General features: G+C 53.4%; 17 protein-coding genes and 1 tRNA gene. 9 read left to right on the forward strand and 9 right to left on the reverse strand.

Annotated features, from left to right (window positions below; all coding sequences use genetic code 11):
• Positions 1–52 precede the first annotated feature (52 nt).
• The 3 genes from ACIQW9_RS05845 to ACIQW9_RS05855 all read right to left on the reverse strand — a co-directional run bounded on the left by ACIQW9_RS05845 (position 53) and on the right by ACIQW9_RS05855 (position 1087).
• Positions 53–430: a hypothetical protein gene (locus tag ACIQW9_RS05845; protein ID WP_402334107.1), complete on the reverse strand. Its 378-nt coding sequence runs from the start codon at positions 428–430 to the stop codon at positions 53–55.
• Positions 431–696: 266 nt separating this feature from the next.
• Positions 697–981 carry a hypothetical protein gene (locus ACIQW9_RS05850; protein ID WP_402334109.1) on the reverse strand — a complete coding sequence of 95 codons (285 nt, stop codon included), beginning with the start codon at positions 979–981 and terminating at the stop codon, positions 697–699.
• The gene (locus ACIQW9_RS05855) at positions 974–1087 is read right to left on the reverse strand and encodes a transposase (protein WP_402334112.1); all 114 of its coding nucleotides are present in this window, start codon (positions 1085–1087) and stop codon (positions 974–976) included. Before ACIQW9_RS05855 ends, ACIQW9_RS05850 begins: the two co-directional genes overlap by 8 nt.
• Before the next feature lie 588 nt (positions 1088–1675).
• On the opposite strand from ACIQW9_RS05855, the gene ACIQW9_RS05860 reads away from it, so the two are divergent.
• From ACIQW9_RS05860 to radC, 5 genes are all read left to right on the forward strand, one after another.
• Complete coding sequence (locus tag ACIQW9_RS05860) at positions 1676–2017, forward strand: hypothetical protein (protein WP_402334115.1); 342 nt, start codon at positions 1676–1678, stop codon at positions 2015–2017.
• A 151-nt stretch (positions 2018–2168) separates the two neighbouring features.
• Positions 2169–3128: a DUF932 domain-containing protein gene (locus tag ACIQW9_RS05865; protein ID WP_402334118.1), complete on the forward strand. Its 960-nt coding sequence runs from the start codon at positions 2169–2171 to the stop codon at positions 3126–3128.
• 114 nt (positions 3129–3242) lie between these two features.
• Complete coding sequence (locus tag ACIQW9_RS05870) at positions 3243–4244, forward strand: YqaJ viral recombinase family protein (protein WP_402334121.1); 1002 nt, start codon at positions 3243–3245, stop codon at positions 4242–4244.
• 108 nt (positions 4245–4352) lie between these two features.
• Entirely contained in the window at positions 4353–5252 is a 900-nt protein-coding gene (locus ACIQW9_RS05875) for a hydrolase or metal-binding protein (RefSeq protein ID WP_402334124.1), read from the forward strand.
• An 88-nt stretch (positions 5253–5340) separates the two neighbouring features.
• Positions 5341–5841, forward strand: a complete 501-nt coding sequence (gene radC / locus ACIQW9_RS05880) for a DNA repair protein RadC (protein ID WP_402334128.1) — start codon at positions 5341–5343, stop codon at positions 5839–5841.
• A gap of 162 nt (positions 5842–6003) precedes the next feature.
• On the opposite strand, the gene ACIQW9_RS05885 is transcribed toward radC, so the two are convergent.
• The 6 genes from ACIQW9_RS05885 to ACIQW9_RS05910 form a co-directional block, all read right to left on the reverse strand.
• Positions 6004–10125: a filamentous hemagglutinin N-terminal domain-containing protein gene (locus ACIQW9_RS05885; protein WP_402334131.1), complete on the reverse strand. Its 4122-nt coding sequence runs from the start codon at positions 10123–10125 to the stop codon at positions 6004–6006.
• Positions 10126–10196: 71 nt separating this feature from the next.
• Positions 10197–11879 (reverse strand): ShlB/FhaC/HecB family hemolysin secretion/activation protein, encoded by a 1683-nt coding sequence (locus tag ACIQW9_RS05890; RefSeq protein WP_402334134.1) that lies wholly within the window; start codon positions 11877–11879, stop codon positions 10197–10199.
• A 638-nt stretch (positions 11880–12517) separates the two neighbouring features.
• Complete coding sequence (locus tag ACIQW9_RS05895) at positions 12518–14263, reverse strand: amidohydrolase (protein ID WP_402334137.1); 1746 nt, start codon at positions 14261–14263, stop codon at positions 12518–12520.
• 304 nt (positions 14264–14567) lie between these two features.
• Complete coding sequence (locus ACIQW9_RS05900) at positions 14568–15506, reverse strand: diguanylate cyclase (protein WP_402334140.1); 939 nt, start codon at positions 15504–15506, stop codon at positions 14568–14570.
• Between the two features lie 4 nt (positions 15507–15510).
• The gene (locus ACIQW9_RS05905) at positions 15511–16632 is read right to left on the reverse strand and encodes an N-6 DNA methylase (protein ID WP_402334143.1); all 1122 of its coding nucleotides are present in this window, start codon (positions 16630–16632) and stop codon (positions 15511–15513) included.
• A gap of 389 nt (positions 16633–17021) precedes the next feature.
• Positions 17022–17098: transfer RNA gene (locus ACIQW9_RS05910), tRNA-Arg, on the reverse strand.
• Between the two features lie 242 nt (positions 17099–17340).
• Here ACIQW9_RS05910 and ACIQW9_RS05915 point away from each other — a divergent pair.
• The 4 genes from ACIQW9_RS05915 (at position 17341) to ACIQW9_RS05930 (ending at position 23919) form a co-directional block, all read left to right on the forward strand.
• The gene (locus ACIQW9_RS05915) at positions 17341–18807 is read left to right on the forward strand and encodes a histidine kinase (RefSeq protein ID WP_402334146.1); all 1467 of its coding nucleotides are present in this window, start codon (positions 17341–17343) and stop codon (positions 18805–18807) included.
• A 131-nt stretch (positions 18808–18938) separates the two neighbouring features.
• Positions 18939–19586 (forward strand): response regulator, encoded by a 648-nt coding sequence (locus tag ACIQW9_RS05920; protein ID WP_402334149.1) that lies wholly within the window; start codon positions 18939–18941, stop codon positions 19584–19586.
• Between the two features lie 193 nt (positions 19587–19779).
• Positions 19780–21351 (forward strand): GGDEF domain-containing protein, encoded by a 1572-nt coding sequence (locus tag ACIQW9_RS05925; protein ID WP_402334152.1) that lies wholly within the window; start codon positions 19780–19782, stop codon positions 21349–21351.
• A gap of 705 nt (positions 21352–22056) precedes the next feature.
• Positions 22057–23919 carry a flagellin gene (locus tag ACIQW9_RS05930; RefSeq protein WP_402334155.1) on the forward strand — a complete coding sequence of 621 codons (1863 nt, stop codon included), beginning with the start codon at positions 22057–22059 and terminating at the stop codon, positions 23917–23919.
• Positions 23920–24015: the final 96 nt, after the last annotated feature.

A 24015-nucleotide genomic window follows, 5' to 3' on the forward strand; every position in this document is an offset into this window, starting at 1 on the left:
GACGATGCTGAAGAGCCGTTAACGCCGGATTATGCGGCGTCAGATACAGCAATCAAATGCGGTAGCTGGTTCTCGGAGGACGAAATGGGGGGTGATTCTGGGCTGGGGGCAAGGAGAGCAGGTGCCACAGTATGGGGATGACGCGTGCCGGCGCGTCAAGGAACATGCGATGGCTGGAGCTGCCGAGGAAAGGAAGTATGTGAGCTGCAGCGTGCAGTAACTGGTGTTCAGTTTTATTCAATGGCTCCGAAGCAGCATTGCCCTTGGAGTCAAGATCAGGATGATCGTGATTGGCCAATGCACCTAGCGTTTGGTTGCCATGGGTAAAACCATGCTTGAGCAGTTTCGGGTTGAAACTGTAGGCGCCTAGGCAAGTCAAAAAGACAGTGAGCATGAACAGCGCTACAATTTTTTGTGATGAGGTGCACATCTTGTCACTACACCGGCCGTGCAAATGCCATCATCGTCGCAGTTTGACGATAGGTCTGCATGGTGAATTGCTTTTGGTGTTTCATATCGACTATGTAGCTATACCGGATGATGTTGCTATGACGAATTTTTGCGCACGCTGCGGATAGTATCACGATAAGAAAACGGCTATTACGACCACGCGCGGTGAACCGTATGCGTTATCGCTGGCTTGGTGACTGTGCTTGATGGCCTGCAGCAGCTGAATATTGTCGCGCTCATGCTGACTCATTCGCCGGTAGAGCCAATTTTAGAAACCGCTAATTGATACACCAAGCAGGCGACACATAGTTCGCGTGGGCCAGATGGTTCGGTATTTGGCGATAAACTCGCTGAAGCGTTGCGCTGACCGGTTGAACCCACCAGCGCCTTTTTTAATATATCGCGCTCCGTCTTTACCTTGCTCAGCTCGCGCCGCATACGCTCGTACTCTTGACTGGAAACCTTCTCGCCGCCATTGACTTGCCCGTCGACGCTGGCCTCTCTACACCAGCGCGCCAATAAATTAGCCAAGGCCAAGATCGCGGGCGATACCCGCCTTGCTCGCGCCAAGCTGGCCTACCAGCTTGACTGCCTCGCGCTTAAACTCTTCAGAAAACAACCGTCTTTCACGTGCCATATAAAACCTCCGATAGGGAAATCATACCTAACGAAAGTGTCCGTCCTGATGGGGGAAGGCCAGGTCGACTCAGATAGCCGTCTGTTGAGTCTCCGTGGGTTCGTAAGGCTGGCATGGGCGAAAGTGGTCATTTATTGCAAGTGCATCTATATCAGATTGGTGTGAAAACTGCTCTGTTACCCTCCCCCCAGACAAGTTTACCTGCTCATCCTTCCCATTGAACTGCCATAAAAAATGACCCAGTTTTTCAACGGGCCATGTAACGGTTTGATTTCCTTGCAGCTTTATCGGTGCATCAAGAGCTTAGAAAGCTCATGGTGTACCAGCCACTCGGTCGCAAAGATAGGAAATCCTTAGCGGCATTACACACGCCTTCAAAAAATGCATTCGTTTAAAAAGCGAAGCCGCCGATTCCAAATAATTTCAAACATATATTCCATTATCGAGACTGAGCAATCTCCATTGTTTAGTCGTCACTCAGGGCATCAAATTTCATCCCCTTAGACAAAGGAAAAATATGCAAGAAAAAATAAGCCTTCAATTGATAACGCGTGTGTCTGTATCTTCTGAAACGAAGGGACACGCCACATGACTCCCATCTGTCCAAGATGCTTATCTAACCACATCGACATCAAGAACTACGGCAAGAAGACAGGTGGCACCATCGGCACTGTTGCCGGCGCTGCAGTCGGTGTAAGCAGTGCGATGGTAGGCGCTGAAATCGGCGCCGGCATTGGCGTCATAGCTGGTCCAATTGGTATCGGGATCGGTGGTATTGCCGGTGCCATCCTCGGCGGTCTGTTCGGCGGTGCAGCAGGATGCGCTACCGGTGCCACACTCGGCGAAGTCATCGATGACACCGTATTAGATAACTATCACTGCCGTGATTGCGACTGCTCCTTCAACAAGCAGATTCCATGTGATCGTTAACTACCTGAGTTAGACATTCGCAGTTTCGTAACTCTGTAATCCCCCCCAGCAACATCTCGTAACCCACTCTCTTTGCACTGACTGTATTTATCGGCTGTCTGCTCACAGCGGCATCGTCACGTGCATACAAAACAAAAGGAAAAATCACCCTATGGCGCACCTACTTGAAAAAATGGCCTTCTGTGGCACAACACCCTGGCATGGACTAGGCAATCAACTCACCGCCAAACAGCCCATTGAAGTATGGGCACAGCAAGCAGGCATGGATTGGCAGATCCGGGAAGCACCGGTTCGCTTTATGACTGAAAGCGTCGGTAGTCTAGGTGCAATCATGTCCTTCCCGGAGAACAAGGTACTGTTCCGCTCGGACACTAACGAACCTTTATCCGTAGTCGGCCAACGCTACCAGGTTGTGCAACCTCGCGAGATTCTGGAGTTCTATCGTGACCTGACGGAAATCTCCGGCTTCGAATTGGAAACGGCTGGCGTCTTGAAAGGAGGTCGCAAGATCTGGGCACTGGCACGCACAGGACAGTCTTCCACCATCAAGGGCAACGATGTGACCAATGGCTACGTCCTGCTGGCCACCGCTTGCGATGGTACGCTGGCAACGACGGCGCAATTCACGTCGATTCGTGTGGTCTGCAACAACACTCTGGCAGTAGCGCTGTCTGGTAGTAACGGTGCAGTCAAAGTCCCGCACAGCACGTCCTTCGATCCACAAGCCGTCAAGCAGCAACTCGGCATTTCCGTATCAACCTGGGATACCTTCATGTACCGCATGAAGGGCTTGAGTGAACGAAAGGTCAAATCAAAAGAAGTACAGAACTACTACCTGAGGGTCTTTACCGACCAAAGTAAAACTGCCTCCGGCCACACCAACGAACGCGCCATGACGAAAGCCATGGCGATGTTCGATGGACATGGCAAAGGGGCTGAACTGGCGTCCTCCAAGGGAACGGCATTGGGCCTGCTGAATTCAGTGACCGAGTTTATCGATCATGAACGACGTGCGCGCAGTACCGATCATCGACTGGAGTCAGCCTGGTTCGGGCAAGGTGCAAAACTGAAAAATATTGCGTTAGATCAGGCTTTGCTGATGATTGCCTAGAGCCTTTTTCTTTACTGTGTGTGCATTGCTTTAGTTATTCACCCCTATCCGTCTCACACCCCTGCCCGACTGCGCTTACACCGTAGCCGGGCTTTTTATTTGAGGAGTCGCTTCATGAACCATCCTGCGATTGCACCCAAAAGGAAACCACCAGCATTACGGCTGGTATCAACAAAGGAATTGAGCCGCGACCATTGGCTCGCAGTACGTAAAGGCGGCATAGGCAGCAGCGATGCCGCCGCTGCCGTTGGTTTGAATCCCTATCAGTCCCAGCTTGAGTTATGGATGATCAAGACGGGACGCGATGGCGGTTTACCCAAAGTTGATCCTAACGATGAAACCAGTCCGATGTATTGGGGAACGCTACTGGAACCGATAGTCGCAGCGCACTACACCCGCCGTACTGGAAACCGGGTCCGCAAGATCAATGCAGTACTGCAGCATCCCGATCCCGACAAGGCATGGATGCTGGCGAACATTGATCGTGAAGTGGTCGGCGCATCCGACGTCCAGATCCTTGAATGCAAAACTGCTGGTGAATTCGGTGCCCGCCTATGGCGCGACGGTGTGCCTGAATACATAGTTTGTCAAGTGCAGCACCAACTCGCGGTTACAGGCAAAGCATCTGCTGACGTGTGTGTGCTGGTGTGTGGCCAGGAAATCAGGGTAACTCGTATTGAACGAGACGATGTGCTGATTGAGCGACTCATTGAGCTAGAGCGTCGCTTCTGGCAGTACGTAGAAACAGATACACCGCCACCGGTAGATGGTTCTGATTCAGCGGATACCGCATTGCGCTGTCTGTATCCAACTGATGCAGGTCAACGCCTTGATCTGACAGACGACCGCGACTTCTCCAGTGCCTTTGCCGATCTGGTGTTGGTACGTGAAGAGATCGCTCAGCGCCAACTACTGGAGTCCCAGTTGAAACAGAAAATCGAGCAACGCATGGGCGACGCCAGCAATGCCGTATTCGAGACTGGCAGTGTCAGTTGGAAACGGTCAAAAGACAGCCAAGCCTTGGATATGGCTGCATTACTGCTGGATCAACCCGATCTTCCCACTCGCTATCCCCTAACCAAGCCTGGCAGTCGCCGCTTCCTCATCACCACGTAATTCACACATCCCTGCAACTCCCTTCTCCATTCGCCGCTATTTAGGTGAATGGCTTTTATGCCGCCCAGTCTCTTGTTGAGGCTGGGCTTTTTTATTGAGGAATACATCATGATCAAAGGTCTCGCTATTACCCCACCCGTCATCGGACGGATCTCCATCGGCAAGGTAGTGGAGAAGAACGGCAAACGTCTCCCAGAAAAGGATGATCAGTTCACCATTACGTCTCAGGTACAAAACCGTGACGGCTGGGTAAATCATCCCTTGGACGAAGCGCTGCGCAAGTCTGGCAGCGACAAGCTGCGCTCGATTCCAATTCGCCTTCTATTCAATGAACCGGATTTAAATCTGCGCGCAGAATACAACTTGTTTGATCCTCAAAGCGGACGGCCACTGTGTGTTGGCAACGGCGAGACATGCAAGCGTTTCACCACCACAGGCATGCAGACACTGCCCTGCCCTTCACCGGATGGCTGCGATCTCGCCAAAGGCGGAGCCTGCAAACCGTATGGCCGACTAAACGTGATGATTGGTGATACTGAAGAAATGGGAACGTTCATTTTTAGGACGACTGGTTTCAACAGTATTCGTACTCTGGCAGCGAGACTCAGCTATTACCAGGCTGCGTCCGGCGACCTGCTGGCATGTCTTCCCCTAGAGTTACGACTGCGCGGCAAGAGTACGACGCTCAGCCACCGCTCAGCCATTTACTACGTGGATATCACAGTCAGGGAAGGACTGACGATAGAAGAGGCGTTTGCACAAGCCAGACAACTTAATGAGCGTCGCCAGTCTAGTGGCTATGAGCAGGCTGCATTGGATGTGGTCGCTCGCGAAGGACTAAGCAACGGTGCGTTTGAAGATTCGGAAGAAGAAAGGCCGGAGGTTATTGAAGAATTTTTTACTGAAACCGACGCGAGCGCTGGAGGCATTTCAAAGAAACCCTGCACGGAAGAAAAAGTTGGATTGCGTGAAAAGCTCAATGCGAAGGTGGGGAATGTTGAAGCTTAACTACGCAGTAATAAAGTGAAACGTCAATAGCCACCCATTGTCCCATGCCGCTCTTTGTAGCGGCATTTTTGATTGTGAAGGAACTCGCATGCGTTACCACAAACTGAAAGCCGGATCTGAACCGGGCACGTACGTCATGGAATCCACGCTTGTGACCGAGGAAGATATTTTAACCATGGCAAAGCAGCTTTCCCGCAGACGCTTAAACAAAGGCAGAGCATTAACCAGTCCTGGTGACGTCAAAGAGCATTTACGCACGCTGCTTCAAGACTATGCGCACGAAATCTTTGCGGTCTTACTACTAGACACGCAGCACAAAATCATTGGTTTCCACGAAATGTTTCGCGGCACTATTGATTCTACTTCTGTGTATCCGCGCGAAGTGGCCAAGCTCGCCTTGGAGCACAATGCCGCTGCAATCATCCTGACCCATAACCATCCATCGGGTGAACCGAAACCTAGCCAGGCGGATATCAAACTGACCAAGGTTTTAATAGAGTCTTTGGCCTTGATTGGCGTGAGAGTCTTAGATCACATCGTGGTCAGCTCGCAAGGCTGTACATCGTTGGCCGAGCGGGGGGAAATGTAGCGCATTTGCAATTACTTCTATTTTTCAGTTCAAATGAGCCTGCTATTTGATTAGCAGGCTTTCAATCTTTAGATGCGCTCATGATTAACACCTCATCCATTGTCCTGGATGAATTGTGCCACCCTTGCAAATTCAGGAGTGGTCTATCAATGCCTTCAGCAGTTAGTTCTTGTTCTCGCGTGCGTTGCTTACCTGCTCGATGGGTGGCAGCATTACGCCACTGCCCGTAATCGCAAGGTTCAGTCCGGTCAATCCGCCCGGCATCGACGCATTGCTCCCAACCTGAGGCGAGGGTAATTGCGCAACGGCCATATTGCCCTGCAAGGGCATAGCGGACATTAGCGAAACCGCACTGGCGATGGCATTCAGATTGCGCGGATTAGAATCAACCACGCTCACTGGTGCAGTGATATTTGCTGTCAAGCCGGTGGGTTGCGTTACGGTGTAGTTCCCCGCTGATGCACCGCCCAGACTGACGGCTGCCGCAACCGCGATCCCGTTACCTGGGTTCGGCGTAGCAAACGCTCCCGCCTCAATCAGCGTCACTGTATCGCCGGAGATCATACCTGCCAGCGTGCCGCCAGCAAGAGTGGCCAAGGTGGTGCCGTCATAGACCTTATCCAGCGCCGTTACACCGGCAACCGTGAGCGCCTTGGGCACAATCGTGCTGGTGGTGTTGTCTGCATAGCTAACGTTGTAATTACCGCCATTGTTGCCATCGCTGACCGTGACGCCAGTGGCCGTCACCGTCTTGTTGCCGCTGCCGACGTTCTTGTCGGTGAAGGCAAAGGTGCCGCCGCTGATCGAATCGCTGCCGAACAAAGTGCCGCTAGTAACGGTGGCCGTGCCTACTGCACTCAAAACGCCGTCATAGGTCTTGCTGACATCGCTGGTACTGATGGCGAGGTCGGCTTTGTTGACGGTAAGATTCCCGCCACTGATGTCATACCCCTGCTGAGTAGAGTAGTAACCGTTATAAAAACCTGCGTTGGTTCCGGTGGCAGCCGCGCCCAATACTCCGCTGGGTGCGGCAATGCTCGCCCCGCTTTGGACATTGCCGTTGTATGTCACTGCGACATCCGGCGCGCCGGTCAGCGTCAAACCGGTCATGAAGCTGGTCAGCAATGGCGCAGTATGGCCTTCATAGATGCGCCAGACGGCGCCGCTGCTACCTGTACTTGCGATATTCCAGTTACTAAAGCTGACTAGCTGCATCATTGCGACTGTGCTCAGGCCGGTACCACCAGTTGAAGTAGCTTGGCCTGTTGTATCGATGTTCCAGAAGCTATTGGTCACTACCCCCGAATCGTTCAAGCCAGTCAGACCGCTACTTGAAGCACCGGTCACGGCTCCACTCGCGTAGCTGTTGCTGACAGTCCCTTCGTTGCGCCCCACTAAGCCGCCAGCACGCCCCGCACTGGTGACCATGCCACCCGCGTAGCTATTGCTAATCGTGCCGCCGGGCATCAGCCAACCCACCAAACCACCGACATAGTAATTAATGCCTCCATCTACATTAGCCGTTGTGTAACTGTTACTGATAACGCCTTCGTTGCGACCCACAAGACTGCCAGAGTAACTTGATCCATTCACGCTGCCCCCAACAAGGCCCACATTGCTGATCCTTGAGGCAAAATTAGCGTATGCAAACAGGCCACGGTACGATTGACTAGGCTGATTGATGGTGATGCCGCTGATCGTATGATTGAGGCCGTCGAAGCTGCCGGAAAATGTGCGGATCGGCGAAAAGCCGGCGCTACCCCAGACATCGTTGCCGAGAGCCGTATTGGCGGCATTAATATCCGAGCCCAACGTGTAGCTAGCCGCAGGGGCCATCGCCATCAACTGCAACTGGTGCGCGTTGTTGATTGTGGTGGAATATTCGGAGGCCAGCATCGGCCGGGTCGCTCCGACTGCGCCGTCGGCATTGTTGAGCGTGCCGTCGATGTCGACGATCACCCAGTTGTTGCCGGCCGCGCCGGGTGTGGTTGTGAAGTTGAAGCCACTAAAATTGGACGCAGTTTTCATCTGCGCTTCAGTCAACCCGGTCGCGCCGGACGCCGTGCCACCATAGATGCCGGGAAGTGCACTGACGTTGAGGTTCCAGTAGCTGTTGCTGATGGTGCCAGAGTTAAACCCAACCAGGCTCCCGGTGTGGCGGTTTGGATCTGTGCTGCTGTTGAATACCTCGGCAGAGGCATAACTCGTGCTAATGGTGCCTCCGTTGTTATGGCCGACCAGACCGCCAATCAGGTCTTGAGCCGCGGAGCTGCTGACTTGTCCGGTACTGTAGGAGTTCGAAATGCTGCCAGTGTTGACGCCGACCAAGCCGCCCAGCCGGTTGCCGGCGGTGACCGAGCCGGAAAAGTAGCTGCCGTCGATCGATCCCCAGTTGTCCCCGACCAAACCGCCCACATGCGTAGCGCCGCGCACGATGCCGGTGGCGTAGCTGTTGCTGACCTTGCCTTGGTTACTCCCTATCAAGGCGCCCACTTGTCCGTCCGCTCCTGCGAGCGACACGTTGACCAACCCGATGTTGCGGACTTCGGACGCAGTGGCGGTCGATCCGAACAGCCCAACGTAAGACAGTGAGCCAGTGGGCTTGATGCTCAGGTTCGAGACGTCATGCCCGAGCCCCTCGAAGATGCCGCTGAATTGCGCGCTTGCCTTCCCGATCGGCGTAAAGCCGGCGCCTCCGTTCCAGCTTGCGGTAGCGGCGGCATCAATGTCGGCACCGAGGGCGAAATTGGCGCCAAGGTTGGCGGCAGCCGCCATTCCTTGCAAGCTCGCCGCTGCTGTCGCAGCGTCCCCGGCCGCCCCAAGGCGAGTGATCACGGTGTAATTTTTGACGACGCCGTCAGACCCCTGCTTGGTACTGAGGCTGGGACCTTCCGGCAAGTTGATCGCGGCATGCATGATCGCTTTGCCAGTATTGCCGGCTGCGACTGCTCCCTGGCCGTACAGCAGCGCCAGGCTGGCGTTGCCGGAGCCGTTCAGGCTGGCGTTGATGTTGATGTCGCGGAGAGCACTCAACGTCAGCTTATTTGCACTCCAACTGACGGCGCTGTTGACGTGAATATCGCCGTTTTCTGAGCCGTCAGCGACGGTTGCTATCTCGACGTTGCTGTTGTTCAGATTGCTGGACAGTGTATCGGCGCCGATACTTGAGCCAGTACTAGCACCGCTACCGGCGGCAATGGTGAAATCGGTTGGGTCGATCAGCCAGGTACCGGTGTTGCCATCTGTTGCCAGTGTGGTGATGCGAGCGTCGTTGGCCACCTTCACGTGCGCCGCCGAGGTGTCGATAAAGCCACCGTTGCCGCCATTGGGCGCACTGGCATCCAGCGTGCCGCCGACATTGACCGTGCCGCTTTGCATGTCGCCCAGCAGTTTGATGACGCCGTCACGATTCTCTATGGTGCGCGCCTGAATGACGCCCGTGTTGTTGACCACGGTCTGGAACAGATTCCCCGCTGCTTGTGCAGTCATCAGCACGTGTCCGCCGTCGGCCTGAATCATACCGCCGTTCTGCACCAGCGCATTCACCGCACCTTCGTTCACCGCGACATTCAACAGCCCATCCCCGACGACATCGAGGGTGATGCCGTTGCCTGCGGCGAGCGCGACGGTACCAAGTCTGGCGCTGATGACGCCTTCATTAGAAACATGCGCACCCAGCAGGGCGACATAGCCGCCATCGGCGTTGATGGCTCCCTGATTAAGGATGTCGCCGCCACCCGCGCCGGCAAACTTGTAGTTGCCTGCCATGAAGTCGCTGTCGCTGATGTTGCGCGTCGATGCGACCAGGCCGCTGACATTGACCGACGCGCCCTTGCCGAACAGGATGCCGTTCGGGTTGACCAGGAATACTTTACCGTTGGCCGACAGGCTACCGAGAATGCTCGACGGGTCCGCACCGATCACACGGTTGAGCGCAACCGAGTTGCTGTTGGGTTGCACGAAGCGCACCGCTTCTGCCGCGCCGATATTGAAACTTTGCCAGTTGAGCACCACGTTCTGGCTGCTTTGGTTGACCGTCATACTGCCATTTCCGCTGGTGACGGTAGCGCTGCCGGCCACGACTTCGCCACCAACAGGCAACGCGTGACTGGTCGATCCGAACACGACCAACAGAGAGGCCGCCAACGCTTTCAGCGCAAAGCTCGCGCTGGTCGCGATGCTTGCGCCCGCCGACGCTTTATTGCCGCCGCTTTTGGCACTTTCGGAAACCGCAACAAAGGTGCCGGTGTGCTCATTCCAGATCGAGCGGTAAATGTGGTTCATGGTGCGTCCCCTATTTCTCTTGAAGACTGAGTACAGTCAATATTCGTTGCAGTCATTGCCTGATGCCGCGCTTAAAAGTATTTGGCAGCCTGCAACCAGAAGCGCCCCGTTTTGTCCGGTGCCGACATTGCTGTCGCATTGCCCAGCTTGCGGGCGTAATACGCCTTCACCACGAAATTGTCGTTGTCCACCCAGTTAAACCCGACCCCCGCACCGCTCAAGGTCCGACGATTCTGCCCGGCGACCCACGGATTTTTGTTCAACGTCGCCGTGCCGGTATCGACAAAGCCGATTAACTGCATCTGCCCGGATTGCCGTTCTGATAACCGCGGCAACAATGCTCTGACTTCCAGATTGAGCACATATCCCTGATCGGCATATGCTTCGCCTTCCGGATAAGCGCGCACGCCATTGGCTCCGCCCAGTCCCATTTTCTCCGATGTGTCCAGATTTTTTGAGGCCAACTGTCCGTTGGCAGCGGCGTACAACGAGAGAGTGTCAGTCACCCTTTGCAGTCGCATCGCATTGAATCCTAATTTGTCGTAATGGCCGTTGCTTTGCACTGTCGCGGCATCGGCTGCAAGCGATGCCGCGCTCTTGATGTCGATCTGGCCGGTGGTCCAGGTGAACGCATAAGTACTCAGCCCGCCGCCACCGAAACCATCCCGATGATCGCCGGTCAGGCTGGCCATCGCCACCCGGGCTTTCTTGTCTGCGCGTGTCGCAGTCGAATCCACCTTGTCCTGGAAAGTCTTGGCATCGAAATTGATCACTGCATACAGATTGTTGCTGCGTGAACGGATCAGCGGCACACTGCCGTAGACGCTCGCGATCTGCGCGGTGCCATTAGCTTGCAGGCTCTCGAACTCTTCCCCCAAGCGGTAGCGCATGCTGGCATAGGCGACGCCCGCTTTGGCGCGGTCGATCTGCACCTGGTAAGAAGCGCGTGCATAGTTCAGCCCGGAGCCGGACGTCAGTGCCCGCAGCGTCGCGACATCTCCAAGTCCGGTAGGGTTATTGATGTTGACCGTCGCGCCAACACGGTGGGCACCGGTATAGCGATTACCGCCGTTGTCGACATCGACAGCTCCAGTGACACGCTGGCCCGGTGTTACATCAACGATCAAGTCGGAAGCACCGACCGAAGCGCCCGGCACTAGGGTCGATCTCACGTTCACACCGGGAAGGTCGGACAGCAGCAGAAGGCTGGTTTCAAGCGGAGCGATCGAAACTGCATCGCTGCTGTTCAGGCCGCTGAGCAAGCCGTTGGCCAAGTCATCCGACAAATTGGTGCTATTGCGTACGGTGACCTTGCCATAGTGGCCTTCGAGCACGGCGATCGTCACGACCCCGTCCTTGATGTCTTGTGCCGGCAGATAAGCTTGTGCCAGCAAATAACCGCGCACATGGTAATAGCGCGCAATCTTCGATGCCATGCCGCGCAGCTCGGACAGCGTCAACTCGCGACTGGCACTGAAGCCAGTCACGTCCAGAAGCGCGGCTTCGGCATACACGTGCGCACCTGTTACTTGCAGGCTGCGGACAAGAATTTTCTGATGATCAGAGACGGCTGCGGTCGGTGCAGCGTCCTGCTCGATGCGGATTTCAGGGATTGGCTTGGCGGGAGCAAGAGGTGCCTGCTCTCGTTCGATCTGTTGATTCAGCGAACCGGCGTTCGGCGGCGTTTGTGCAAAAGCGACGCCGCAAACAACCAGACCCAAGGGCAGTACAGCTTTGGAAAAGTGAAAATTCAAGTAGTGCTTTCAGTTGGGAACCTTAATCGTTTCATAATAAAAGTTTTCCTACGGAAAGTCGCTGAGTGAATTCGAAAAACTTGAATAATGGTCTATTGCTTCACATTCATTCACATTTCCTCCCTGAATAACAACAAGGTGTTGATTTGCTCGCAGAACGGACCCTCACTAACTGACTACCGACTACTGTCTAGCGAAGTCTGCAGCCCACTCAAAGCTCAATGTACAGGTGGCAAATGTTGATCCTTATTACCCAATAACCCCACCACAGTAAAAAAATATCGAATACCCCCATCATGTGTTCAACGCTGGAGAGCAGTTGATCACTCGGCCTACCTAGTGCGGAGCAAATGCGGGGGTTTTATATTCTTTATATAAGGGAGAGAGCTATCTCTCTCCCTCACTTCAGTTAATGAAGCATTGGTCTGTCCCGGTCTAGGTAGACACTAAATTAAGGTGGATAATGCCCACCCAGGAGTTATGTTTGTGACCAAGACCAGACGTACTTATCCCGAAAGGGTGGTGACACAGACAGCCACCATGTCACCACGTATTCTCGGACGACGACGATAGCTGGTTTGTGAACGGAGTCGCTGCTGACGCACCAAGCAAACATTGTAGTCAGTTAAATTAACCCTTTAGTTTTGAGAAAAAATCGTCTTGCCTTCCTTGATTGTCTCAAGCACTTTGATGTCGCGGATAGTTGCGGGGTCGACTTTAAGCGGATCTTTATCCAAAATGACCAAGTCTGCCAACTTGCCGACACTGATCGTCCCTTTGCTCTTTTCTTCAAAGTATTGTCGTGATGCCCAATCTGTAATGCTTTTCAATGCAATGTAAGGGCTGACCCGTTGATCTTCTCCAAGGACTGCGCCGCTACGGGTTGTCCTGTTCACTGTGGTGTGAAGAATCATAATGCTGCTTGGCAAGGCTACAGGCGCATCGTGGTGCTCGGTGAACCACATGCCGCGTTTAAGTGCGGACTGCGTTGGAGAAATACGCAATGCCCTATCCTTCCCAAGTGTTTCATCTCTATGCCAATCGCCCCAATAATAGGTATGCATGGAAAAGAACGAGGGGACAATACCGAGTTGCTTCATGCGATCAAGTTGATCTTCTCTGACGGTCTGCGCATGAATCATGACTGTACGGCGATCGCCTTTACCGTATCGCTTCTCGGCTTTTGCGACGGCATTGATTAAAGCATCAGCAGCAGCATCGCCATTCGTATGGGCCAGCACTTGCCAATTGTTATTGAAAGCCTGATTCACCAATGACTGCAAATCGTCGCTCTTGGGAATCGCCGGATAACCACGATAATCGGCAGGCTGCCCTAGGGGAACGTGAACATAAGGTTCACTAAGCCACGCCGTCTTACCCTGCGGGGAACCATCCAGGCTTAATTTGACGCCGGCGATACGGAAATGATTACGATAGGTTTTTTTCGTACCGGCTTCACTCATAAAAGTCGATTCAGCCTGAAGATCGGGATAGGCAGCGATATCTATCTTTAGCTTTCCTTCGTCGGCCAGCTTGTGCCAGGTTTGCGTAATCTGTTTACTTGCACGACCTTCCTGAGCCGTAGTAAAGCCGAATTGCGCGTAATAATCCGCGCCCGCAAGTGCAATTTTTTCACTGGCGTTTTGGTCGAAAGAAGCGAGCACTTTGAACATCGGAGCAAAGAAGGCCATTTCCTCTAAAACACCATCTGGTGTGCGTCCGTCAGCCAGACGTCGAATCACGCCACCGGCAGGATTCGGGGACGCAGAAGTGATGCCGGCCAGCTCCAGCGCCTTGTGATTCATGGAGGCCAAATGACTGGATTGATGAATGATGACGATAGGGATTTCAGTCGATACCTGATCAAGGTCCGCGGCAGTAGGGTGTCTTTTCTCAGCAAGTTGGGAATCGTCGTAGCCGAATCCGATAATCCAGCCCACTTTGTCTATTGCAACAGGATTTTTACTTTGCCATTCCTTCAGCAAGGACAACAGCGTAGGGATGTCACTAGCCCGCCCGTCTGGTGGCGGGAGAAGGTTGGCGGATAATTTTTGGAATCCAGTCATCCATGTATGTCCATGAGCATCGATAAACCCCGGCAATAAGGTTTTGCCGGCAAGATTTACCATGCGAGTGCGCTCATCGCGCAACTGCAAAGCAGCGGCCTTGGAGCCGACGTTGATGATTTTTCCATTTCGAATCGCAACTGCTTCTGCGTAGCGAGGAGTGTCGCCAGCCATGGTCAGAATACTTCCCCCAAAATAAATGGCTTCAGCACGAGGAGCCGTGGCAGGCTGGGATAAAGCAAGTGACGAAAATACGGTCAATCCAGCTATAAGGCAATTTTTTAAAACTAACGGATACGACTTGATATCTCTCAGCATTCCTAATTCCCCAATTATTTAGATTCGATGATTTAAATAGATTCGTTAGCCCGTCACACACCTGTTCCGATCGTATCGTATACAGATCATTACGGATTCAGCGTTTTTGACTGAAAGCAGCTTCATTTCGAGTTCGGGCGAGCACCGTCACGAAGGACGTTCCTGCTTAATTCATACGAATTTGCAAAGGTCAGCAAACAATCCAATGAAGTTTCTTTCGAAAAAAGATAATTTTTCACTCCACGAAGAGTCTTGTCCTCCTTTGTTTATTGTTGTTTATTCCAGCCAGGTTCTCGCGTAAATATCACTTTGCTTTTGATTTGATTATTTGATTTCGCCCATTTTGCTTTGCCGTATAAAGCGCGCTATCGGCCGCGCGTAGCAAGCCCTCTGCGGTTTCATGTTTCATATCTTCATCCATATGGAAAGCCAGCCCGGCTGATATGGTCAAATGGAAGGTGGCAGTGTCGTAAGTATGGCAATAGGATGCGACGGCCTGCCTGATACGAGTGAGCACGATCAGCGCTTCCTCGGCTGCCGTGCCCGGGAATAGCAGCACGAATTCTTCACCTCCATATCGTACAAAGATGTCGCTTCCACGGATCTGGTAAGCAATAATGCGTGATAGTGCAATCAGAGCTTTATCGCCTGCCGCATGACCATAAGAATCGTTGACTTGCTTGAAGTGGTCAATATCGATGAAGGCAACAGAAAGCGGCCAGCCCTGCCGGGAGGCTACGGCGAATTCATCTTTGAATGCCTCATCGAAGTACCGACGGTTATGGGCGCCCGTGAGAACATCACGATGAGTTTTTTCTTCAAGTTCGCGTTGTCGCCCCAGATTCGCTATCGTGATTAGCTCCTTTGCTTCCTGAAGAAGTGCATCCACTTGATCAGTCTGCAAGACGCGCATATCAAAAAGGGCCTCGAACTCCTGCATTTGCTCGCGCATTTTCTCAAGCATGGCAATCGTCGTGCAAGCGTCCATGCACAGCCAGCGGGCAGCTGCTTCAGATGCCGCAACAATTTGCATTGCGTGATCGCCCTTCAGAAAAACATCGGCGAAATATCCGGAGGTTGCCACGCATGTCAACGGCGTCGCCTGCGCCTCATGTCCGGAGGTATCTGCATGACTGGCAATGCATGCCAGGCTCAAATGTTCCGGAATTCCCCACCTCTTCAAAAGCCAGTATCCAACTTCATCATGGCCACTACCAAACCGATTGCGTTCGGCTTTCAGCAATTCTTCATGATCTGTTATCGTTGGCCTTATCTTCTTCGCTAAGGCTCTCCAAGGTTTCCTCCAGGGAGGCATTGATTTCGCTGAGGCGGGTTTCCTTGTCGCGCAGCGCGTCCAGCTCCGTCTTGTGATACGTCATCTGCACCAGCTCGAAGGGCAAGATACGGCCTTTCCACCCCTCTTGCACCTCAACGTCTTTGCCATCCTTCTTTTTGGTGACGAAGTTAGGGTCAACGATACGGGAAGCATCGAAGCCCTCGGTCTGGAGGATTTCCAGATCGACGGCTATGGGTTGCCAGTGATCGTCGAGGATTTGGTAGGCGTGGTATTTGTCGATGAGCGATAGCGAGGCGAGACGGGCAAATATTTGCTCGCTGATGAGTGCCTCTTGCTGAGGGATTTGGAGGGTGAGCATCTGCTCCAACAGTGCCCGACGCAGCCAGGGCGTGAAATCGGTAAAGGCGGCGGTGAATGCTTTGCTGTATTTTTTCACCTCGAGATGTTCACGGATGGCATTAGCGAGGTCTTCCACCTTTGGCGCAACGTAGGGCGTGTCGTTGTCGGTAAACAGGGTGGCGCGCAGGCTGGGAAAGGCTTTCCAGAAATCCGCCAAGGCATCCAGTTCGCTTAGTGGAATGCCGCCAAACATCGAGGAGTAGAGATCCCAGCTCTCGGCGGGTTCAGAAGAATCCACATAGCGTGGGATGTTGAGGTTGTAGTCATTAGCCTGCAGCTCGAGCTTGGGGACGAGGCGGCTGTAGCGCGGCACGCTGGCCCGCACGATCACGGTATCGGCGACTTTCTTGATGTCTGACGCACGGAGTTTGTTGCTTTTCCCTTCCTTGGCGAAGCCCTTGGAGGCATCCACGATGAGCACATCGCTGTTCTCGCGCTTCTGTCGCAATACCAGAATGATGGTGGGGATGACCGTCTCTATGTCGTCTTCGGAGAGCACGCGAATATCCTCTACGCTGAAATCTTGGCTTTTTGCGAACTGCTCTAGCTTGTCCGAGAGGTATTTATAAAAGATGAAGCCGAGGATGTAGTCTTTGTATTCATTAGCCTCGATCTTCGACCGCATCTGGTTGGCCGATGCCCAAATCTTTGCTGCGAGCTGTTGTTTGTTCAAGATACTTCCTATTAGCGGTATTTTCGTATGCGATTGTATGTGGGACGCGATCTATTTGCCAATAGTGTAGCCCTTGATGGCTTCATGGCGGATGAGCAAGGTACACGGGTGTGCCGTATTCCAGTAAATTGAAACCGGCATTAACCGACTCAAAATTACGCTCGTTTAACGCCCTCCAAAAATTGGTGCGTGTTGATCGCATCAACCACGGCGGCACCCCTACGACATTAACGTCGTCGTCAATTAGAAGCGGGGATAGGGAATTGGTACTGATGTGTAATGCGAGGGGCTAATTTCTTACTGCAGATTTTTTCTTACCAAATTTCTTACCAAATGGCTTGGCAAAGCAAAAGGGGCTACGTCTTTTGAACGTAACCCCTTGTATATGCTGGTGCGGCTGGCAGGAATCGAACCCACGACCCCTTGGTTCGTAGCCAAGTACTCTATCCAGCTGAGCTACAGCCGCGAAAGACAAAATTATAGCACGGGTGTAATTCGTTTTGGAAGCCCCATCTTGCACTTTATTCAAACAAACTTTTCTGAGTGCAGCATTCAATTGCCCCAAGCACAGACAGAATCGATTTTGCGCAAAAAACTTATGCTAAAGTCGGCACATAAAATCAGCTTGCATCGCACTCTATATAGAAGCGGCTACCAAAGCTGCCTATCGCACCGACCCGAACCCTCGCATTTGCACCTCCCAGACCAATGACACAAGAAGGAAACCTCATCAACAAGATGCACGCCGAATGGCTACCAACCATCCTGCAGGGATCGGTGAGCGAAATCTATGTATTGAGGTGCGACACCTTGCGCTTTGAATACGTCAATCCCGCTGCCGCCAACAATCTGCAATACAGTATTGTCGAACTGGCTGAAATGTCCCCCACCGCCATTGCCCGGGATATGACACACGAAGCGTATGAACAGTTTTTTCAGGACTTGCGGAACGGCAGCCAGGCTTCTGTTGCCATTAACACCATCCATACGCGCAAGGATGGCAGCACTTATCCGATTGAGTTTCAATTGTTTTATCTGGCATCGGATGCCGAGCCCGTCATCATCGCCATTGGCAATGACGTCAGTTCGCGCGATAAGTCGGACAAGGCTTTGCGCGCCAGCGAATCCCGTCTTAGCGCCATGGTATCCAATACGCCTGGACTGGTGTATCAATTCCTGCTGCACGGCGACGGGCAATTCTCCTTCCCTTATCTCAGTGAAGGCTGCGAAGCACTTCTCGGCATCACGGCCGAAGCATTGCACGCCAATCCTACGCTGTTCGTCGAACTGATCCTGCCTGAGGATCGTCAGTCTTATCAGGATGCAATGCTTGCTTCCATCGAACAGATGAACAACTGGAACTGGGAAGGTCGCATCTGGATCGAGAAGTGGAAGGACGTCAAATGGATCAACCTGCGCGCCATGCCACGCATGCTGGATGAACATTGTGTGCAGTGGGAAGGCCTCATGACCAATATCACTGCCAGCAGACTGGAGCAGGAAGAGATCATTCGTTCGCGGGCGCAACTTGCCGAACTATCAGCGCACATTGATATCGTCAAGGAACAGGAACGTACACATATCGCGCGTGAAATACACGACGATCTGGGCGGCAATCTGACTGCCATCAAGATGGCGCTGGCCTTGCTGACTCGACGCTTGCCGAGGAAAAATGCGGAGCTTATCGAAAAAGCAGACTATGTAGAGTCGCTGGTCGATCGCACCATAGAATCCGTGCATAGAATCGCCGGCAATCTGCGCCCCGGCATCCTGGACTTCGGTCTGGTAGCCGCCATCGACTGGCAAGCCAGGGAGTTTGAAAAACAGGTTGGCATACCTTGCCAATTCTCGAGTAACAAAACGGAGATCGATCTGGCGCTCGATCAAGCCACTGCGCTGTTTCGTATTTTTCAGGAAGCGCTGACCAATATTGCCAAGCATGCGAAAGCCAGCCTGGTTACTGTGCAACTTGTGCACACGCGTCAATACGTACGACTGGAGATCGTTGATAATGGCCGCGGGATTCAAATGACGGACCGCAACAAGCCGAAGTCATTCGGCATACGCGGCATGGTGGAGCGATCAATCGCCATGGGTGGCAGTCTGTCTGTCAGTACAGCTCCCAAAGGTGGCACAATCGTTGCTATCAACGTGCCGCTGCCCGAGATCGCATAGTAAACAACATTAAAATCGACAATCTTGAGAAATACCTTACAGAATTTGTCTGTCAGACGCTGTCGCCATACAGAATTTGTCACATCTGGCAGAAAAAAGCCTGACCTTACGCAAGTCTATAAAGCAGAACAATGACAACGAAGAATGCAATAAAAGTCCTGATTGCCGATGACCACGCGATTGTGCGCGAAGGTTTGAAACAGATACTGGCCGACACCCGGGATATCGTCGTGTCTGGTCATGCCGAAAATGGTAGCGAAGCCATCAGGTTATCGCGCGAAGGCCCGTGCGATGTACTGCTGCTGGATATTTCCATGCCCGATCGCAGCGGTATCGAAGTACTGAAGCAGGTGCGCAAGGAATCTCCCAAAATTGCCATCCTGATGCTGTCCATGCACCGCGAAGATCAGTACGCGATCCGTTCGCTCAAAGCCGGCGCGGCTGGCTACCTGAACAAGCAAAGTGCACCAGCCGAACTGGTAACTGCGATACGCCAGGTCGCCGCCGGACGCAAATACATCAGTGCAGCACTGGCGCAGGAACTGGCCAACCAGATCAACGACAATCACGAAACGCCCCTGCATGAAACCCTGTCCGATCGTGAGTATCAAACTCTGACCATGATCGCCTCCGGTAAAACTGTCAGCGATATTGCGGCAGAACTGGTGTTATCGGTCAAAACCATCAGCATGTATCGCTCACGTCTGCTGCAGAAAATGAAACTCCGCCACAACGCAGAATTAACCCACTACGCAATCAAAAACCATCTGGTTGACTAATATAGTGCGCACGGAAAATTCGCCGGCTTGATGACAGGTGGCGGATCAGGGCACAGTTTATTTACATAGTGACAATCCGGCAAAGTAGCCACTATTTGCCGCGTTGATTCGCTTATCAAACCCATCCCGCCTGTCTTATTATTCACGGATAGGCTGAAATTCAGTCACCCAATAATAAAGCGCACGCGCCGTCATGCCAGAAAAATCAACGCAAAATCCCGCCGAAATTGCACGCGAAGCATTTCGCCAGTTAGCCACCCGCAAGATTGCCCCTACCCCTGATGCCTATCGCAAGATTTATGATGAGATCGCCGGTTATGCGATACAACCCAGCGCAGAAGAAGTACTCGGCGAATTTGCCGGCACCCTGCTCTCTGCCCCCGATCTTGCGCCGCTAGGAAAAGTCTTACAGGAAGCCGCCGCGACATCCTACTGGCCGGATTTCGGTAAAGGTCTGGAGCAACTGCTCAAGCATTACCAGACTCAGCTGTCTGCACGCAACACGACTACCTCCAGCACCAGCAGTGTCGCCAGCAGCGCGCTGCCATCTCTGATCGACGACCCGCAACCGGCCCTGTTACGCGACTTGCTGATGCGCACGCTGACGCTGGCAGTCGCCTCCCTGTTGCAGGGTGCGCCGGAACTGGCGGAAGAATCCGAAGCGCTCGGACGATCCATCAAGGAAGCGCACAGCGAGGCCGCACTCAATGAAATTTCCGTACGACTGAAACAACTCTGCTTCAAGATCGAACTGAAAAGCGGCGACATGGCCGAACAGCATGAACTGCTGCTACGCCTGTTCAAACTGCTGCTGGAAAACATCGGCAGTCTGATCGACGACGACTCATGGCTGCATGGACAGATCGAAGCCGTCCAGAACCTGATTGCCGGCCCGATCAACGACGCTGCGCTGCGCGAAGTCATGCGCAGTCTGAAAGAAGTGATCTACAAGCAAGGTACGCTGAAACACAGCCTGGTTGAAGCAAAAGACACGGTAAAGGACATGATGATCACGTTTATCGACCGGCTGGGAGAGATCGCCACCACAACCGGCAACTATCACCAGAAAATCGACAAGTATTCCAAACAGATCATCGCCACCGCCGATGTCGGCAAGCTGAGCAAGATCCTCGATGAAGTGATGAAGGAAACACGTATTGCCCAGAACGAAGCATTACGTTCGCGCGACGCGATCCTGGCCGCACGCAAAAACGTGGAAGATGCCGAAGCGCGCATCCATAATCTTGAAGCCAAGCTCGAACAAATGAGTGAATTGGTGCGAGAAGACCAATTAACCGGCAGTCTCAACCGTCGCGGCCTGGAAGATATTTTCGAGCGCGAACTGGCCCGCGCAGAGCGGCGCGGCACGCCGCTCTGCATCGCCATGCTCGATCTGGATGATTTCAAGAAGATCAACGACAAATACGGCCACTCTGCCGGTGACGAAGCCCTGATCCACCTGGTGCGCGTGATCAAGGAAACCTTGCGCTCGATGGACGTCATCGCCCGCTTCGGCGGCGAAGAATTCCTCATCGTGTTGCCGGATACCGGCATGGATGAGGCCGTTCAGACCGTCACGCGTCTGCAAAGAGAATTGACCAAGCAGATCTTCATGCATAACCACACCCGCCTGCTAATGACCTTCAGCGCCGGCGTTGCCTTGCGTAATGAGCAAGAAGATCAAAAATCGATGATAGAGCGTGCCGACAAGGCCTTGTACGAAGCCAAGCGTACCGGAAAAAACCGCGTAATCTCTGCCGGATAACTGTGCGTAACAAGTTGAGCCTTCTGAGTTGAACAAGCATCCGGCACCGGATGCTTGTTCAAGCCCAGTAGCCGGACGACATCTGCAGCACTATCACCGAACTTCGTAATAAATCCCATCAACGCTTGCGCCACATGATAGCTCCGGGGAGTCGGGCCGCCTGTCATTCCTGCCCCCGCTATCGTCAACCACCATCCGCTAACGCCCCCTGATATTGCCAAGGATGCATCGTCGTGCTCATGACTGTTCTTGAGCGTAGCACCAGACGGGTGTGATCTTGCGCTCATACTGGCATTACGGTTGCATGAAAAACAAGGGGCAAGCTCTCATGCAAGATGCAGCATTGTCCTCAGTCGCTCACCATCTCCGGTTTTTACAAACTATTTTCAGAGTGAAAACCGACTATACCAAGCAGTTTTCGCCATCCTGTCGGCACCTTTTCGCATAACTTAAGGGTAGCGGATCAAAAATATACTCCTAAAGCTTTTTGTTGCTCTGACGAAAAAGAGTTACGTGGCAAGTGTCGCGGCGAAGCAGAAAATTTAAATCGCAGTCCGGATTAAACTTTTTCCAAAACCGTCCGTTACCAGTTGCAACAAGACTGATTTTCCTCTGCGAATCAAATAAGCAGGTTGGTTGAGGAAATCAGTATTGAACGCAACAAGCTGCTAGTTCACCCCCGAAATCTTTTACAGGAGTCATAAAATGGCCGCCGTAATTAACACCAACCTTGCATCACTCAATGCCCAACGTAACCTGAACACATCACAGTCAGCGTTGAACACATCCTTGCAACGCCTGTCATCCGGCCTGCGCATCAACAGCGCAAAGGACGATGCTGCAGGTTTGGCAATTTCCGAGCGTTTCAACACACAAATTCGCGGCCTGAACGTCGCAGTTCGTAACGCAAACGATGGTATCTCCCTGGCGCAAAGTGCTGAGGGTGCAATGACCGAAATCGGCAACAACTTGCAACGTATCCGTGAACTGGCAGTGCAATCACGTAATGCAACCAACTCCGTATCGGATCGCGCTGCGTTGGATGCAGAAGCACAACAGTTGAAAGCAGAAGTTGATCGCGTTGCAGACACCACCGCATTCAACGGCTTGAAACTGCTGGACGGTTCTTTCACAGCACAAGCATTCCAGGTTGGCGCCAACCAAGGCGAAACAATTGATATCGCCTCCATCGTCAATGCAAACTCAACTTCCCTGGGTACGTGGGACTCTGTTGCAGCACCAGCTGTTGCCGGATCCTACACGGTCGCATCAGTAAGCAACTTCAATTTCGGCGCTGCAGCTGCGTCACCGGCAACCTACACATCAGGTACTGTCGCCGCCGGCGATTACAGCACCACCGGTACGAACTCAGCTGCGACTTATACGACCGACACGATTGGCGCCGGTACAGCAGGTCAGACTTTCTCAATTACTCCTGCAAATGGCACCGCCTTTACAGTCGCATTGGCTGCCCCCACCACCGATGCGGCCGATATGTTGGCGGAAATTACCAGCACAGCTGGATATGCCGCTGCCGGCTTTACCGTTGCATTAGGTGCAGGCGCAGATTCTGACAAGCTTGTCTTCACAAACTCGACCACAGGCGCAGGTAACATCGCAATTGGTGGTACCAATGCTGCCCTGATCGCAGGTGGTACCGTAGTTGATACAGCTGGTAGTGCTGTCGATACAAGTGCCAACAAAACCTTCACCCTGCAAGGTCCTGGCGGCGCAGCTTCCACCTTCACACTTTCGTCGAACATCACCAGCGCAGCCGACATGGTTGCCGCTATCACCGGTGGTGCAAACACCGCAGCTTATGCTGCCAGCGGCGTAACGGCGGCAGTCGGAACCGGCGCGAATGCAGGTAAAGTCGTGTTCACCGCAACAACCCCAGGCGCAGGCGCCGTGACGATCGCCGGCACTGACAATGCCTTGCTCACCACGGGCGGCGTTGCAGCAGCCGGTGGTGCAGCCGGCGCCAGCAATGCCTCAGGCTTTTCGGTGGACGGCACTGCCGTTTCCCTTACCACCAATGTCACCGATCAGGCTGGCATGATAGCCGCTCTCCAGGCTCAACTCACCGGCTACACGGTTGCCGCAAGCGGTGCGTCTGGCTTCAGCATCACCAGCGCTACGGCTGGCGTGGCAACGCCAGCGGCCATTAGTGCTTTCACTGGCAACGGCAATGCGGCTTTCGGCGGCGGTACCGCAGTTGCCGGTGTTGATGCGGTTGTCGCTACTAGTCAGACTGGTTTCGCCACGCTGAATATCACCTCAGCAGCCGGTGCAGATAACGCAATCCTGGCGATGGACGGCGCGTTGACAGCGATCAACACCGCTCGTGCATCCATGGGCGCGATTCAAAACCGCTTTAGCTCGGTCGTTGCAAGCGTGCAAACCACAGCAGAAAATCTGGCTGCATCACGTAGCCGGATTCTGGATACTGACTTTGCAGCAGAAACAGCCAATCTGACCCGCGGTCAGATCCTGCAACAAGCTGGTACCGCGATGCTGGCGCAAGCCAACTCGCTGCCGAACGGCGTGCTGGCCCTGTTGCGCGGTTAATAGCCGGGCAAGCAAGCAGTCCTTCGTCAATCGGCCCGATGCAGATCGGGTCGCTTGAAGAACAGGTCCCGCCCGGCATTTTGCTGGTCGGGACAT

The sequence above is a fragment of the Herminiimonas sp. NPDC097707 genome (assembly GCF_044761395.1).
In the GTDB taxonomy this organism is placed as follows: domain Bacteria; phylum Pseudomonadota; class Gammaproteobacteria; order Burkholderiales; family Burkholderiaceae_D; genus Oxalicibacterium.

What these genes read in the sequence shown, in the direction of transcription:
- ACIQW9_RS05845 (WP_402334107.1), bottom strand. Translation starts at nt 430, where the DNA reads ATGTGCACCTCATCACAAAAAATTGTAGCGCTGTTCATGCTCACTGTC.
- ACIQW9_RS05855 (WP_402334112.1), bottom strand. Translation starts at nt 1,087, where the DNA reads ATGGCACGTGAAAGACGGTTGTTTTCTGAAGAGTTTAAGCGCGAGGCA.
- ACIQW9_RS05860 (WP_402334115.1), top strand. Translation starts at nt 1,676, where the DNA reads ATGACTCCCATCTGTCCAAGATGCTTATCTAACCACATCGACATCAAG.
- ACIQW9_RS05865 (WP_402334118.1), top strand. Translation starts at nt 2,169, where the DNA reads ATGGCGCACCTACTTGAAAAAATGGCCTTCTGTGGCACAACACCCTGG.
- ACIQW9_RS05870 (WP_402334121.1), top strand. Translation starts at nt 3,243, where the DNA reads ATGAACCATCCTGCGATTGCACCCAAAAGGAAACCACCAGCATTACGG.
- ACIQW9_RS05875 (WP_402334124.1), top strand. Translation starts at nt 4,353, where the DNA reads ATGATCAAAGGTCTCGCTATTACCCCACCCGTCATCGGACGGATCTCC.
- radC (WP_402334128.1), top strand. Translation starts at nt 5,341, where the DNA reads ATGCGTTACCACAAACTGAAAGCCGGATCTGAACCGGGCACGTACGTC.
- ACIQW9_RS05885 (WP_402334131.1), bottom strand. Translation starts at nt 10,125, where the DNA reads ATGAACCACATTTACCGCTCGATCTGGAATGAGCACACCGGCACCTTT.
- ACIQW9_RS05895 (WP_402334137.1), bottom strand. Translation starts at nt 14,263, where the DNA reads ATGCTGAGAGATATCAAGTCGTATCCGTTAGTTTTAAAAAATTGCCTT.
- ACIQW9_RS05915 (WP_402334146.1), top strand. Translation starts at nt 17,341, where the DNA reads ATGACACAAGAAGGAAACCTCATCAACAAGATGCACGCCGAATGGCTA.
- ACIQW9_RS05920 (WP_402334149.1), top strand. Translation starts at nt 18,939, where the DNA reads ATGACAACGAAGAATGCAATAAAAGTCCTGATTGCCGATGACCACGCG.
- ACIQW9_RS05925 (WP_402334152.1), top strand. Translation starts at nt 19,780, where the DNA reads ATGCCAGAAAAATCAACGCAAAATCCCGCCGAAATTGCACGCGAAGCA.
- ACIQW9_RS05930 (WP_402334155.1), top strand. Translation starts at nt 22,057, where the DNA reads ATGGCCGCCGTAATTAACACCAACCTTGCATCACTCAATGCCCAACGT.